At 48.5% G+C, this 14,937-nt stretch carries 11 protein-coding genes and 1 pseudogene; all 12 read left to right on the top strand.

Going from position 1 to position 14,937, the window contains the following annotated elements:
* Positions 1-63: 63 nt before the first annotated feature.
* Positions 64-837 (top strand): isoprenyl transferase, encoded by a 774-nt coding sequence (locus tag ELR70_RS18425; RefSeq protein ID WP_054015666.1) that lies wholly within the window; start codon positions 64-66, stop codon positions 835-837.
* 11 nt (positions 838-848) lie between these two features.
* A pseudogene (locus tag ELR70_RS18420) lies at positions 849-1,714 on the top strand (phosphatidate cytidylyltransferase).
* Positions 1,711-2,898, top strand: coding sequence for a 1-deoxy-D-xylulose-5-phosphate reductoisomerase (gene ispC, locus ELR70_RS18415; protein WP_054015668.1), 1,188 nt, complete (start codon positions 1,711-1,713; stop codon positions 2,896-2,898). The pseudogene ELR70_RS18420 and the gene ispC overlap by 4 nt, the downstream one beginning before the upstream one ends.
* 8 nt (positions 2,899-2,906) lie before the next feature.
* Entirely contained in the window at positions 2,907-4,259 is a 1,353-nt protein-coding gene (gene rseP, locus ELR70_RS18410) for a sigma E protease regulator RseP (RefSeq protein ID WP_054015669.1), read from the top strand.
* Positions 4,260-4,326: 67 nt separating this feature from the next.
* Positions 4,327-6,798 carry an outer membrane protein assembly factor BamA gene (gene bamA / locus ELR70_RS18405; RefSeq protein ID WP_054015670.1) on the top strand — a complete coding sequence of 824 codons (2,472 nt, stop codon included), beginning with the start codon at positions 4,327-4,329 and terminating at the stop codon, positions 6,796-6,798.
* A 10-nt stretch (positions 6,799-6,808) separates the two neighbouring features.
* A complete protein-coding gene (locus tag ELR70_RS18400) occupies positions 6,809-7,327 on the top strand; it encodes an OmpH family outer membrane protein (RefSeq protein WP_054015671.1) in 519 nt (172 codons plus the stop codon).
* Positions 7,327-8,367 carry a UDP-3-O-(3-hydroxymyristoyl)glucosamine N-acyltransferase gene (gene lpxD / locus ELR70_RS18395; protein ID WP_054015672.1) on the top strand — a complete coding sequence of 347 codons (1,041 nt, stop codon included), beginning with the start codon at positions 7,327-7,329 and terminating at the stop codon, positions 8,365-8,367. Before ELR70_RS18400 ends, lpxD begins: the two co-directional genes overlap by 1 nt.
* An 11-nt stretch (positions 8,368-8,378) precedes the next feature.
* The gene (gene fabZ, locus ELR70_RS18390) at positions 8,379-8,831 is read left to right on the top strand and encodes a 3-hydroxyacyl-ACP dehydratase FabZ (RefSeq protein ID WP_054015673.1); all 453 of its coding nucleotides are present in this window, start codon (positions 8,379-8,381) and stop codon (positions 8,829-8,831) included.
* 2 nt (positions 8,832-8,833) lie between these two features.
* Positions 8,834-9,604, top strand: coding sequence for an acyl-ACP--UDP-N-acetylglucosamine O-acyltransferase (lpxA, locus tag ELR70_RS18385; protein WP_054015674.1), 771 nt, complete (start codon positions 8,834-8,836; stop codon positions 9,602-9,604).
* Positions 9,605-9,704: 100 nt separating this feature from the next.
* Entirely contained in the window at positions 9,705-10,859 is a 1,155-nt protein-coding gene (lpxB, locus tag ELR70_RS18380) for a lipid-A-disaccharide synthase (RefSeq protein WP_054015675.1), read from the top strand.
* Complete coding sequence (gene rnhB / locus ELR70_RS18375; protein ID WP_054015676.1) at positions 10,849-11,442, top strand: ribonuclease HII; 594 nt, start codon at positions 10,849-10,851, stop codon at positions 11,440-11,442. The genes lpxB and rnhB overlap by 11 nt, the downstream gene beginning before the upstream one ends.
* Before the next feature lie 2 nt (positions 11,443-11,444).
* A complete protein-coding gene (gene dnaE / locus ELR70_RS18370; RefSeq protein WP_054015677.1) occupies positions 11,445-14,936 on the top strand; it encodes a DNA polymerase III subunit alpha in 3,492 nt (1,163 codons plus the stop codon).
* Position 14,937 lies beyond the last annotated feature (1 nt).

The following is a 14,937-nucleotide window of genomic DNA, read 5'->3' as shown; positions in this document are numbered from 1 at the left end:
ATTAGGTTTGCAGCGCCGTCTAAGGTATACTAGACGGCGTTTTTTTTTACTTAAATAGGCATTATGATTTTAACCGCTGACGCAATTTCACAGCAATCTCTGCCCAAACATGTTGCCATCATTATGGATGGAAATGGTCGCTGGGCTCAGGCGCGCAAACGCCCCCGTGCATTTGGACACAAGAAAGGGGTCGATTCAGTTCGCAGTGCTGTGCAGTTTTGCTCTAAGCTAGGGATAGAGTCATTGACGTTGTTCGCCTTTAGTAGCGAAAACTGGCGTCGTCCTGAAGACGAAGTCAGTACTTTGATGGAATTATTCCTGTTTGTTTTGAGTAAAGAAGTTAAAAAGCTCCATAAGAATAATGTGAAACTGTCCATCATAGGTGACATCTCGCGCTTCCCAGCCGGGTTACAGCAAAAAGTCGCTGATGCAGAGCAGTTAACCGAAAGCAACACGGGTTTAAAGCTAAATATCGCAGCAAACTATGGTGGCCGTTGGGATATAGTGCAAGCGACCCAGTCCCTTGCGCAGCGAGTGGCCAGTGGTGAGATTCAGCCAACCGACATTACGGAAGAAGCGCTATCATCACAGCTTACCATGGCGGACCAAAGCCCACTGGATCTACTGATCAGAACGGGTGGAGATTATCGCATCAGTAATTTCTTACTGTGGCAAGCTGCGTATGCTGAACTCTATTTTACCGAAACGCTATGGCCAGATTTTAATGAAGAAGCGTTTTCAGAGGCGCTTGCCTGCTACGTTTCCAGAGAGCGACGTTTCGGTTGTACCGGCGAACAAATAAAACAATTACTCGCCGAGCGTAAAACAACAAGTTGAAGGTATAAAGTTTGTTAAAACAACGTGTTATGACGTCGGTGGTGCTGGCGCCACTGGCCTTACTATTGGTGTTTTTCACACCACTAAATCTGTTTAGCGTGATTGCCGGCGCCATTATTTTGATGGGCGCCTGGGAATGGGCGGCGTTCATTGGCCTGACTAACCGGCTCCACAAAGGTATTTATGTCCTTATAATGGCGGCGGTACTGGGGGGCTTCACGTACACTGGCCTATCACTGAATTATGGCAACAAGGGCGTTTAGTCGCAGATGCAAACTATGTCTTCACGCTTGCTGCAGCCTGGTGGTTGGTAGCAACGGTCCTTGTGATGAACTACCCGCGTATGGCCAAAGCGTGGAACGAAGGCATGATTATGCGCACCATCGCAGGCTTTCTGACCCTGATCCCGCTTTGGCTGGCTCTCAATGTACTGCGTAGCGCTGAGTATCATCAGGCGCAGCAGTATGGTTCTGTACTGATTATGGTGGTGCTGGGTATTGTCTGGAGTGCAGATATAGGCGCCTATTTCGCAGGTAAGAACTTTGGTAAGCATAAGTTGATGCCCAATGTCAGCCCCAATAAAACCATTGAGGGATTAGTTGGAGGTCTGCTTACCTCTGTCATATTTGTCATTATCTTCTGCTACTGCAGCGATGTGGCGAGTCATCAATGGTTGTTATACGCAGGTCTGACTGTGATCATTGCTCTATTCTCAGCCATTGGCGATCTACTCGAAAGTATGTTTAAGCGCGAAGCAGGCTTAAAGGACTCAGGTAAATGTTTACCGGGTCACGGTGGTATTTTGGACCGTATAGATAGCCTGACAGCCGCTGCGCCGATTTTCGCTTTGCTGTATGCCTGGACGGTAACACTATGAGTGATAAACAAAACCTGGTTATCTTAGGGTCTACCGGCTCAATTGGTACATCCACGCTTGATGTCGTAGGCAGAAACAGCACGCATTATCAGGTTTTTGCACTGGTAGCTGGCAGCAATGTATCGCTGGTTATTGAGCAGGCCCTTCAGTATCAACCTCGTTACGTCGTAATGCGCACCGAAGAGGCAGCCAGACAGGTAAATGAAGCACTGAGCGCTCAGTCAACAGAAGTCCTCAGCGGCACTCAGGCAATGTGTGATATGGCAGCCCACCCTGACGTTGATATTGTGATGTCGGCTATCGTCGGCGCAGCCGGTTTATTGCCTACGCTGGCAGCGGTGGAGCAGGGCAAGAAAGTCCTGCTGGCCAATAAAGAATCGTTAGTGATGTCTGGTCAATTATTTATGGATAAAGTGAAGCGCCACGGAGCGACTTTGCTACCCATAGATAGCGAGCACAATGCCATTTTTCAGTGCCTGCCCACAGCAGTTCAAAATGGCCAGAGTAATCAACTCGATACCCAGGGGATCAAAAAAATCCTCCTTACCGGCTCTGGGGGCCCTTTCCTCAACCGCGCAATTGACACGCTGGCTGATGTTACCGTTGCAGAAGCGGTTGCACATCCTAACTGGTCAATGGGGCAGAAAATCTCAGTTGATTCCGCGACCATGATGAACAAGGGCCTTGAATTTGTTGAAGCAAAGTGGCTTTTTCATTGCCAGGCGGATGACATAGAGGTGGTGATCCACCCGCAAAGTATGATCCACTCTATGGTGCAGTACATTGACGGTTCTGTTATCGCACAGATGGGGCAACCTGATATGCGCACTCCGATTGCTTATGGTCTGGCCTACCCAGAGCGAATCGAAGCGGGTGTTAAACCACTCGATTTTTCAGATATTGTTGATTTCACCTTCACTAAGCCCGATTTCAATCGCTATCCCAATTTAAAACTGGCAATTGATGCCTGTCGCAGTGGTCAGTCAGCAACAACCACGTTGAACGCAGCGAATGAAATAGCGGTTGCTGCTTTTTTGAATGAGCAAATTGGCTTTTGCGATATTTATCGCATCAATGCCGAAGTGCTTGAACGCTGCCATCAGGAACCATTACACTCTGTGGACGCGATTATGGCACAGGATGCGCAGGCGCGCAGAATTGCCAGGGAATTGATCACTAAGTAGGAGTTGTTATGTTGGAATTTTTCTGGAACCTGGGTTCTTTCATCGTCGCACTGGGGATCTTAGTGGCTGTACATGAATATGGCCATTTTTGGGTTGCCAGAAAAGCTGGCGTCAAGGTACTTCGCTTTTCTATCGGATTCGGAAAGCCCTTAGTACGTTGGCACGACAAACTCGGCACTGAATATGTGATAGCTGCGATTCCTCTGGGTGGATACGTTCGCATGTTAGATGAACGAGTGGATGAGGTTGAAGCATCAGAGCAGCACTTGTCTTTCAATAACAAACCCGTCCTTTCCAGAATCGCAATTTCAGCAGCGGGACCACTCGCAAACTTTATTTTTGCTATTTTCGCACTCGCTCTGATGTACATGGTTGGGGTGCAAAATGCTAAGCCCATTGTCGGAGGCGTAACGACAAACAGCATTGCCGAGCTGGCGCAGGTACAATCCGGAGACCGCATCATAAGTGTTGATGAGCAGCTGGTTCAGTCATGGCAGGAAGTAACATTTGCCCTGATGAGTGGTTTAGGCGAATCAGAGGTGATACTCAAAGTGCAGGACAGCAAGGGTCAACTTGCACTGCGTCAACTCGATACCCGCCAGTGGCGACTGGACGAGCAAGATGTACCACCCCTGACATCTGTTGGGATCGAACCCTATCGCCCCAATCTGAAACTGGAAATCGCTCAGGTTGCTAAAGGTTCAGCTGCAGAGGCTGGTGGATTGGAAGTTGGCGATAAATTGCTGCGCTACAACAATGAATCACTAGACTCCTGGGAACAGTTTGTCCAGCTAGTACAGACCTCAGCACAAAAGCGCAGTCATTTGGTTGTACAGCGTGCAGGAGAGGAGATAGACCTTTACCCAACACCACAGGGACGCGAAGACAGCGCTGGGGTGCTTACAGGCTATTTAGGGGTTGTCCCTGTGCTTGAACCCTGGCCCGAAGGCTACATTGAAACTAGACAATACGGGGTATTCGATAGTATCGTGCTGGGCGTTAAAAAGACCTATGATTTGACGGCGCTCAGTTTTGAGATGATTGGTAATTTATTGACCGGCCAGGTATCGGTCAAGAATCTCAGCGGTCCGGTTGGCATTGCTGTTGGTGCCGGAAATAGTGTGAGTTATGGGTTTGTCGCGTTTTTAGGCTTTTTGGCCTTAATTAGTGTGAACCTAGGGGTTTTCAACCTTTTACCCCTGCCGGTCTTAGATGGCGGGCACTTAATGTATTACTTTATTGAACTTATTCGCAAAAAACCGGTCTCTGAAAAGACACAAGAGTTAGGCTACAAGGTGGGTGCGGTTGTGCTCCTGGCGCTAACTTGTTTTGCACTACTTAACGATGTATCGAGGCTTTAGGCCGTTAGGTGCGATAGCAATTGAGGCGCACTGTTCGCCGTAAGCTGTAAAGGATAAAGATAATAAAATGCCTATAAAAAAACATTTAGCTGTAACGAGTTTACTGGGCGCGAGCTTTGCTGCTCTTGGGCAAAACTCCTTTATCGTAGAAGATTTGAAAGTTGAAGGCCTGCAGCGCGTTGCGCTGGGCGCTGCGTTAACGCACATTCCCATCAACGTTGGTGATCAAATTGACGATTACACTGTGTCTAAGACGATTAAGGCGTTATTTGCGTCCGGTCACTTTGATGATATTTCCGCATTCCGTGATGGTAACCAGGTTATTTTCAAGGTCAAAGAGCGTCCCACGATCGCCTCTATAGAGTTTGATGGCAATAAAGACATCAAAGATGAACAGCTACAAGAAAGCTTAGATCAGCAAAATATTCGTGCCGGTGAGACCCTCGACAGAACCGTTATTGACAGCGTTGAGAAAGGTTTGATCGAGTTTTTCCACAGTATCGGTAAATACAACGCCAAAATTGAGACGAGCATTGTTGAGCTGCCTCGAAATCGGGTAAGGCTGAAGTTGGAATTCAAAGAAGGTGATGCGGCATCGGTCAGGCAAATCAACCTGGTAGGTAATGAACTCTTTTCTGATGAAGAACTGTTAAAGCTGGCCGAGTCGCAACAAGACTTACCCTGGTGGCAATTCCTGTCGAGCGACCGTTATCAGAAGCAAACTATTGAAGGCGACCTTGAGAAGATCCGCAGTTACTATTTAGACCGCGGCTATTTACGATTCAACATAGATTCAACTCAGGTTTCTGTCAGCCCTGAACGCGAGTCTGTCTATGTCACAGCAAACCTGACTGAAGGTGAGCAGTACATGGTTAAAGATTTCGAATTCATTGGTGACTTGTTAGGTCGTGAAGAGCTGATCCGCAGTGTTGTGCCACTGAAAACTGGCGAGCTTTACAATGGTTCAATCGTAACGGCGACTGAAGAATTCATCAAAAGCTATCTGGCACGGTTTGGATATGCCAATGCTGAAGTGCGCACCGTTCCTGATATCGATGACGAAAACAAAGAAGTTAAGCTGACGCTGGCCGTAGACCCAGGTAAACGTGTCTATGTGCGTCGTATTGCTGTCAATGGTAACCAGGTTACTGCTGATCATGTGGTGCGTCGTGAGATGACTCAGCTCGAAGGTGCTTGGTTGTCTAACCAAAGCCTGGAGCGCTCAAAGCTTCAGATCCAGCGTTTGCCTTATATGGAAAGTGTCGACTTTGAAGTTAAACCAATCCCGGGTATTGACGACCAGGTCGATGTCGATTTCAAAGTAAAAGAACAGCCTGCAGGCAGCTTCCAGGCAGGTGTTGCCTATGGTTCATACGGCGGTTTACAGTTCAACGTTGGGGTGAGTGAATCTAACTTCCTCGGCACCGGTAATCAGCTGGCATTTAACATTAATACGGGTCGTGGTTCTAAGCGTTACACGGTATCTTATACAGATCCTTATTTCACGCCGGATGGTGTATCTCAGGGAAGTAGTATTTTTTACAGCGACTTTGATGGTAGTAAGCTGGGTCTGATTGACTACGACCAAACCAACTATGGCCTCGGAACTAATTTTGGTTTTCCAATCGATGCCGTTAACCGAATTAATTTCGGTGTTCGCTGGATTGAAGAAGAGCTGGATCGTATTCCTGATTACGAGCAGTCGCGCGTAATGCGTCTTGCCTTTGCCGATCCCGATAATCCGGATGCAGGGTTTGACTTTACCAAGTATGAGCTAAGTGTAGGCTGGTCTCGTATCACAGTGAACCGGGGTATGTTCCCGACAGATGGTTCACGTCAGAATGCCACCTTCAGGATCACCACGCCTAATTCAGACCTGAATTTCTTTAAAGTCAACTACGACTCACGTTTCTATTGGCCAGTCAGTAATGACCACCGTTGGGTCTTCTCTGCTCGCGCGGGACTTGCCTATGGTAATGGCTACGGAGAAGTTAACGGCTTTGAACAAACATTGCCATTCCAGGAATTCTACCGTATCACCGAAATGGAATTGCGCGGCTTTGACCGCAACACCATTTTGCCACGCGCGTTGCAACGTGTACCCACCTCTATCGGTGGCACACCACTACCAGATGGCACCGTAACGGGCTCAATTGGTGGCGATCCGCAATTTGATAACCTCATAGAGGGGGGGCGTATCGGTGGTAACGCAAAAGCGCTGGCAGGTATAGAAATGATTGTTCCGACTCCTTTTATGGATGAGGAAAACACCAGTTCAGTGCGCACCAGCTTCTTTATTGATGCTGCCAACGTTTGGGACACAGAGTTTGACGCCGATCGTTACACTAACTTGTCACCAGATGTTTATAAAACACTGTCAGACTACTCTGATCCAAGTCGATTCCGAGTGTCTACGGGCCTATCTGTACAGTGGATCTCGCCTATGGGACCTATGCTGATCAGTTTCGCCTACCCACTGAAAAAAGAAGAAGATGATGAAACAGATTTCATCAGCTTCAACATAAGTAATACTTTCTAAGGAGCTAATTGTGAAAAACCTATTTAAAACTTCGGCCATGGCGCTGATGGCAACACTCATGATGGGTGCGTCTGCGTCTGCTTTTGCACACAAAGTTGGCCTGGTTGACATGCAAAGCATTTATGGCAAATTGCCGCAAATGGCAGAAATTGAGAAAACCTTGCAAGCTGAGTTCGCTGAACGTCGCCAAGAATTAGAAAAACTACAGGGTGACATTCGTTTCGAAGCTGAAAAATTCAAGCGTGAAAGCGCGACAATGAGTGAAGACCAGCAAGCAGCATTGCGCGAAAAGATTCAGGGCATGCAGCAAGAGCTGGCTAAAAAAGGTCGTCCTCTTGAGCAAGAAATCAAAGTGCGTCAAAACCAGGAGCTGGCAAAAGTTCAGAAACTGATCGTTGATGCCATTGAAGAAGTTGCCAAAAAAGGAAAATATGACGAAGTTCGAGTAAAAGATACGACAATTTACTTCAACCCTGATAAAGTTTCTGACCTGTCTGATAAAATTGTTGAAGTAGTCAGTAAAAAGTAATGACCAAACACTACACTTTGTCGCAGTTGGCTGAAGCTCTGGGCGCCGATTTACAAGGCGATCCAGCTCAGCCAATTGAGAAAATCGCCACCTTGCTGAATGCAGGTGACAGGGACATAGGGTTCCTTGCGAACAAGAAGTACCGCAGCCAACTTGCATCTACGCAAGCAGGTGCAGTGATACTCTCGCCGAGTGAAGCAGAGCACTTCTCTGGTAACAAGCTTATCTGTGATAACCCTTATGTTGCCTATGCTAAGCTTGCACAATATATGGATACCACCCCAAATGCCGCACAAGGTATTCATGAGCGAGCATCGGTAGATGCATCCGTGAAGCTAGGGCAAAATGTCAGCATTGGCGCAAATGCCGTCATCGAGGCAGGTGTTGAGCTCGGCGATGACGTACAAATTGGCCCTGGTTGCTTTGTCGGTAAGCATACCCGCATAGGTGCAAAAACTAAGTTGTGGGCCAATGTCACCATTTATCACGAAGTCGTTATTGGTGAATCATGCTTGTTCCAGTCTGGTGCTGTGATCGGTAGCGATGGCTTTGGTTACGCCAACGAAGGGGGAGAGTGGGTTAAAATTCCTCAGCTTGGTAGCGTCATTATCGGTAATCGCGTAGAAGTTGGTGCGAGCACGACTATAGACCGTGGTGCGCTAGATGATACTGTGATCCACGATAACGTGATCCTGGATAATCAAATTCAAATTGCACACAATGTTGAGATTGGCTACGGCACAGCCATTGCTGGTTGTAGTGTGATGGCCGGTAGCGTGAAGATCGGTAAATACTGCCAGATTGGTGGTATGGTGGCCGTCAACGGTCACAACGAAGTGTGTGACGGAGTGGTCATTACAGGCATGAGTATGGTGACCAAAGGGATCTCCGAGCCGGGGATTTACTCATCGGGTATGCCACACACTACCAATAAAGAGTGGCGTAAAAATATCGCTCACCTACGCAATCTTTCTGATTTTAAAGCGCGACTTAAAGCGCTGGAAAGCCTCACTGAACAGCTTAAACATACTGATAACTAAAGGATGTTATTTTGGCCAACGAATTAAATAGCTTCGATATTCAAGAAATCCTCAAGCTACTGCCACATCGCTACCCGATGCTGCTGGTAGACAAGGTCATTGACCACAAACCAGGTGAATACTTACACGCAGTTAAAAATGTGACTGCCAATGAGCCTATCTTTACCGGTCATTTCCCTGATCAGCCAATCTTCCCTGGCGTGATGATTTTAGAAGCACTGGCTCAGGCGACTGGCCTTCTGGGCTTTAAGACAGTCGAGAACCGCGGCGATAATGAACTATACTTGTTTGCAGCAATAGATAACGCGCGCTTCAAGCAACCTGTTGTGCCTGGTGACACCATGCATTTACACGTTGAATTTGTCAAAGAGCGTCGCAATATTTGGAAATTTTCTGGTGTTGCCAAGGTCGACGGTAAGGTCGTATGTAGCGCTGAGATAATGTGTGCAAGAAGAGAGTTTTAAGCGTGATCCATCCTACTGCAATTATTGAGTCAGGTGCTCAGCTGGGCGAGAACGTTTCGGTTGGTCCCTATAGTTATATCGGCAACGATGTTGTTATCGGAGACAACTGTAAAATTGAATCTCACGTGGTGATTAAAGGACCCAGCGTGATTGGTTCAGGTAACCATATATTTCAGTTCGCATCAGTGGGCGAAGCCTGCCAAGATAAAAAGTACAAGGATGAACCAACGAAACTCGTGATTGGTGATAATAATATTATCCGTGAGTGTGCCACTATCCATAGGGGCACAATCCAAGATAAAGGCATTACCCAAATTGGCAGCAATAACTTGTTTATGGCATACACTCATGTTGCGCATGATGCTGTCATCGGTAACAACGTGATTTTTGCTAACAACGCCAGCGTGGCAGGGCATGTTCATGTGGGCGACTTTGTTATCCTGGCCGGTAACTCCGGTGTACATCAGTTTTGTAAAATCGGCGCACATGCTTTTGTTGGCATGTACAGCGGCGTGAATCAGGATGTGCCGCCATTTGTTACAACTACAGGTACTCCAGCCCGACCTGCCGCGATTAACACCGAAGGGTTAAAGCGCCGAGGGTATGAGTCGGATGAGATCATGGCGATTCGCCGAGCGTACAAGACTTTATTCCGCAAAGGCCTTAAGCTTGACGAGGCATTGGAAGTCATGCGTGAGGATGCTGCCAAGTTTGCTGGTGTCCAGCAAATGATCGATTTTATTGCGACCTCAGAAAGAGGCTTGGTTCGTTAAATTTATATAACGACCGATAACCTTTCTACATCGCATATCTGTATCTGATATACTAACGCCATACAGCCTGTATGGCGTTTTTTTATTCTAAAAGAATCACATGGCCAACGAAAAACAAATTACGATAGGGATTGTTGCCGGCGAGCTCTCTGGTGACATTCTAGGTGCCGGGCTAATTCATGCCCTGCGCGAACATTACCCAAATGCACGATTTATCGGTATTGCCGGTCCAAAAATGCTGGATGCAGGGTGTGAAACCTTATTCGATATGGAAGAGCTGGCTGTGATGGGCCTGGTAGAAGTACTGGGACGTTTGCCGCGCTTGCTGAAGATCCGCAAGCAACTGGTGGAGCAGTTTATCGCTCATAAGCCTGATATTTACATTGGTATTGATGCACCCGATTTTAACTTACGCGTAGAAAAACCATTAAAAGCGGCCGGCATTAAAACCGTGCAATATGTGAGCCCGTCCGTCTGGGCATGGCGACAAAAGCGCATTTTCAAAATCGCTGAAGCGACCAACCTGGTGTTGTCTCTGCTGCCTTTCGAAAAAGCATTTTATGACAAACATGACGTGCCCTGTACCTTCGTCGGCCATACCCTGGCGGATGAAATTCCTTTGGATGTGGATGTCGCAGCAGCACGTGCGCAACTGGGCCTCAAAGACTCTGATATAGTGCTGGCTTTGTTGCCTGGCAGCCGGGGCTCCGAAGTCAGCCAGCTCAGTGAAACCTATTTACTGACCGCGAAAGCTTTGGCAGATAAAATTCCTAACTTAAAAATTCTTGTCCCTTTGGTAAATGAAAAGCGCAAAGCTCAGTTCCAGGCCATTCAGGCTCAGGTAGCGCCCGAGCTGAGAACGATTCTGCTGGATGGTCAGTCTTCCCTGGCCATGACTGCGGCCACTGCCGTTTTGCTGGCGTCAGGAACTGCCACGCTCGAAGCCATGCTCTATAAAAAGCCCATGGTGGTAGGATACAAGCTTAAGCCTTTAAGCTACTGGATTTTTAATACCTTTTTTACCTTCAACATCAAGCATTTTTCGTTGCCCAACCTGTTAGCAGACGAAGCCTTGGTTGAAGAGTTTTTACAACAGGATTGTAATCCTGATGCACTCACGGATGCATTGCTACCTTTGCTGAAAGGAGACAACTCAGCCCTGATCCAAAGATTTTATGATATTCACCAGAGTATTCGCCGTGACGCCAGTAAACAGGCGGCACTGGCTGTAGTGGAGTTAATTGATGCAAATTGAACGTCCTGATGTGCAGTTTATTGCAGGCGTAGACGAAGTGGGTCGAGGCCCGTTAGTTGGTGATGTGGTTACGGCAGCTGTGATCCTGGACCCAGCCAATCCGATAGAAGGTCTGACGGACTCTAAAAAACTCACCGAGAAAAAGCGCTTGTTACTGGCGCAAGAGATAAAGCAAAAAGCACTTTGCTATCATGTGGCTCGTGCCACGGTCAGTGAGATTGATGAGCTAAATATCCTTCATGCCACCATGCTGGCTATGACGCGCGCCGTAGAAGGCTTAGCGGTGAAAGCGCAATTTGTATTTGTCGATGGTAATCGTCTACCTGAGTTGAGTGTGCCAGCGCAGGCTATCGTTAAAGGCGATAGCCTGGTTGCAGAGATCAGTGCCGCGTCTATACTGGCCAAGGTGACGCGCGATCAGGAAATGCTGGATCTGGATAAGCAGTATCCACAATATGGTTTTGCAGCGCACAAAGGCTATCCAACGAAAGCGCATTTTGCAGCGCTGAGTGAACATGGTGTCACACCGCACCACCGAACCAGTTTTAAGCCCGTACAGCGTATTCTGGCGGAGAAGCAGTAGTTATGGCAGTACCTGAGTTTGTTCATTTAAGAGTACACAGCGACTTCTCTATGGTCGACGGGCTGGCTAAGACTAAGCCCATAGTGGCGCGTGCCGCTGAGCTGGGCATGCCCGCATTTGCGATAACGGATCAGATGAACCTGTGTGGCCTGGTGCGGTTTTATGGCGCAGCGCACGGCGCGGGTATTAAACCGCTGGTTGGTGCCGACTTTTGGCTCAAGAGCGATCAATTCCCGGATGAGCCCAGCCGTATTGTGATACTGGCAAAAAACAACGAAGGCTACAAAAATCTCACGCTGTTGATTTCCGAGGCCTATTTACGTGGCCACGTGTTTCACCGGCCCGTGATAGACAAAGCGTGGCTTGCCAAATATAAAGAAGGCCTGATCTTACTTTCCGGTGCCAAAGATGGTGATGTCGGTAAAGCACTACTCAAGGGCAACCCGCAGGTTGTCGCCGAGACCGTAGAGTTTTACGAAACTCATTTTAGAGATCATTATTTTCTGGAGCTGCATCGCACGGGTCGTGAGCAGGAAGAAGAGTACCTGCACGCTGCCATCGCGCTGGCAACAGAAAGAGGGTTGCCGGTCGTTGCAACAAACGAAGTGGTATTTCTCCATGAACACGACTTCGAACCCCACGAAATTCGTGTGGCCATCCACGACGGCTACACACTGGAAGATAAGAACCGCCCCAGACGTTTCTCCAAAGAGCAGTATCTTAAAACCCCTGAACAAATGCAGGAGTTATTCAGTGATATTCCGGAAGCGTTGCAAAACACGGTAGAGATTGCCAAGCGCTGTAACGTCACCGTTCAGCTGGGCACTTACTTCCTGCCAGATTATCCGACCGGCGATTTAAAAATCGAAGACTTCTTGGTGAAGGTCTCCCGTGATGGTCTGGAAGAGCGTTTACAGTTCTTATTCCCGGACGATGCCGAGCGTGCAGAGAAACGTGGTCCTTATGATGAACGTCTGCAAATTGAGCTCGATGTAATCAACCAGATGGGGTTCCCGGGCTACTTCCTGATCGTAATGGAGTTCATTCAGTGGAGTAAGGATAACGATATTCCGGTAGGGCCGGGTCGGGGCTCCGGTGCCGGCTCACTGGTGGCCTATGCATTAAAAATTACCGATCTGGACCCACTGGAATTCGATCTGCTATTCGAACGTTTCCTTAACCCAGAAAGGGTCTCGATGCCCGACTTCGACGTCGACTTCTGTATGGATCGCCGGGATGAAGTAATCGACCACGTATCTAAGCTGTACGGCCGTCAGGCGGTTTCCCAGATCATTACCTTTGGTACCATGGCGGCTAAAGCGGTAATTCGAGACGTCGGCCGGGTGCTTGGTCACCCTTATGGTTTCGTAGACCGTATTTCTAAGCTTGTCCCAGGCGACCCGGGTATGACACTGGCCAAAGCATTCGAGGTGGAGCCGCGCTTGCCAGAAGTGTACGACGGTGACGAAGAAGTGCGTGAGCTGATCGACAAGTGTCGTATTCTTGAAGGGTGTACGCGTAACGCCGGTAAGCACGCCGGGGGCGTGGTAATCTCGCCCACCAGTATTACCGACTTTGCCGCGCTGTATTGTGACGAAGAAGGTAAGTTCCCGGTTACCCAGTTTGATAAAAACGACGTAGAAACTGCGGGTTTGGTAAAGTTTGACTTCCTCGGTCTGCGTACCTTAACCATCTTGCAGTGGGCGTTGGACATGACCAACGAGCGGCTGGCGCGAGAGGGTATTGAGCCGGTGGATATTGCCGCCATTCCGTTAGACGACCCGGCCAGTTTCGAAGTGCTGCTCAGAGCCGAAACCACCGCCGTGTTCCAGCTGGAATCGCGCGGGATGAAAGACTTGATCCGTCGTCTTAAGCCGGACTGCTTCGAAGACATGATCGCACTGGTAGCTCTGTTCCGTCCGGGGCCGCTGCAATCGGGCATGGTAGATAACTTTATCGACCGTAAGCATGGTCGCGAAGAGATCTCGTACCCGGATGCACAATACCAGCATGAGAGTCTGCAACCGATCCTGGAGCCCACTTACGGGATCATCCTGTATCAGGAGCAGGTAATGCAGATAGCCCAGGTTCTGGCGGGATACAGCCTGGGTGGCGCAGACTTGCTGCGTCGAGCTATGGGTAAGAAAAAGCCCGAGGAAATGGCCAAACAGCGCAGCACCTTCGAAGACGGTGCTAAAGACAACGGCGTTGACGGCGAACTTGCTATGAAGATCTTCGATCTTGTAGAGAAGTTCGCAGGTTACGGCTTTAACAAATCTCACTCCGCAGCTTATGCACTGGTGTCATACCAGACACTGTGGATGAAAACCCATTATCCGGCCGAGTTTATGGCAGCAGTAATGTCGGCGGATATGGATAACACCGATAAAATCGTTACCCTGGTAGATGAATGCGAAAACATGAAGTTGACGCTGCTGCCACCGGATGTTAACGCTGGCGTGTACAAGTTTGCGGTAAACCGCCAGGGCGAAATCGTCTATGGTATCGGTGCCATCAAAGGCGTGGGTGAAGGCCCGGTTGAAGCTATCCTTGAGGCTCGTGAGCAGGGCGGCCCGTTCAAGGATTTATTCGATTTTTGTGCCCGGGTTGACCTGAAACGCCTCAACCGCCGGGTGATTGAAAAACTGATCTACGCGGGTGCACTAGACCTGCTGGGCCCCGAGAAAACCCAGCCAGGGCGTGCTACCTTATTGGCCAGCCTGAAAGACGCCATGAAGTCTGCCGAGCAGCACCACAAGGCAGAGTCATTGGGACAAAGCGATTTGTTTGGCTTGCTGGCTGTGGAGCCAGACGACGTTGAGCAGGCATTTGTTAAAGCCCTTCCACTATCGGATGACGAGTGGTTGCAGGGCGAAAAAGACACGTTAGGCTTGTATCTGACCGGTCACCCCATAAATCAGTACAGAAAAGAGTTAAAAAATTACACCTCGGGTCGTCTAGTAGAATTACAGCCGACGAATCGCGATGTGCAATCGACGGCTGCTGGTTTGGTTATCAATGCGAGGGTGCTGATCAATAAAAAGGGCAAACGCTGGGGTCTGATAACTTTAGATGACAAGAGCGCACGAATTGATGTACGCTTATTCCCTGAACAGTTTGAAATGTACCAAGATATGCTGCAAATGAACCAAATCTTGGTAATATCCGGACAGGTCAGCTTTGATAACTTCTCCGGCGGCATTACAATGACCGCCAGAGAAGTCTGCACCATAGCTCAGGCCCGTGAAAAGCGGATCAGTGCGATAAAAATGACATTGAATATGGTGCAAATTGACGCGAATTTCATCGATAATCTGAAAAAAGTACTGGAACCGTATAAATTCGGTACGTGTCCGGTAAAAATCCAATATCAGCGCCCGGACGCGATAGCGGAAGTGACATTAGGTATGCAATGGTGTGTGACGCCCAGTGATGATCTCCTCAGACGGTTATCCAAGATGGCGGCGCAGGAAATAGAACTAGAATTTAATTAAA

Source organism: Pseudoalteromonas sp. R3, from assembly GCF_004014715.1.
GTDB lineage: Bacteria > Pseudomonadota > Gammaproteobacteria > Enterobacterales > Alteromonadaceae > Pseudoalteromonas.
The sequence above is the reverse complement of the archived record's forward strand: the minus strand, read 5'-3'. Positions and strand labels throughout refer to the sequence as shown.

Coding starts and splice junctions, on each gene's coding strand:
- lpxD (WP_054015672.1), top strand. CDS start 7,327: ATGACCAAACACTACACTTTGTCGCAGTTGGCTGAAGCTCTGGGCGCC.
- rnhB (WP_054015676.1), top strand. CDS start 10,849: ATGCAAATTGAACGTCCTGATGTGCAGTTTATTGCAGGCGTAGACGAA.
- ELR70_RS18425 (WP_054015666.1), top strand. CDS start 64: ATGATTTTAACCGCTGACGCAATTTCACAGCAATCTCTGCCCAAACAT.
- dnaE (WP_054015677.1), top strand. CDS start 11,445: ATGGCAGTACCTGAGTTTGTTCATTTAAGAGTACACAGCGACTTCTCT.
- rseP (WP_054015669.1), top strand. CDS start 2,907: ATGTTGGAATTTTTCTGGAACCTGGGTTCTTTCATCGTCGCACTGGGG.
- bamA (WP_054015670.1), top strand. CDS start 4,327: ATGCCTATAAAAAAACATTTAGCTGTAACGAGTTTACTGGGCGCGAGC.
- lpxB (WP_054015675.1), top strand. CDS start 9,705: ATGGCCAACGAAAAACAAATTACGATAGGGATTGTTGCCGGCGAGCTC.
- ispC (WP_054015668.1), top strand. CDS start 1,711: ATGAGTGATAAACAAAACCTGGTTATCTTAGGGTCTACCGGCTCAATT.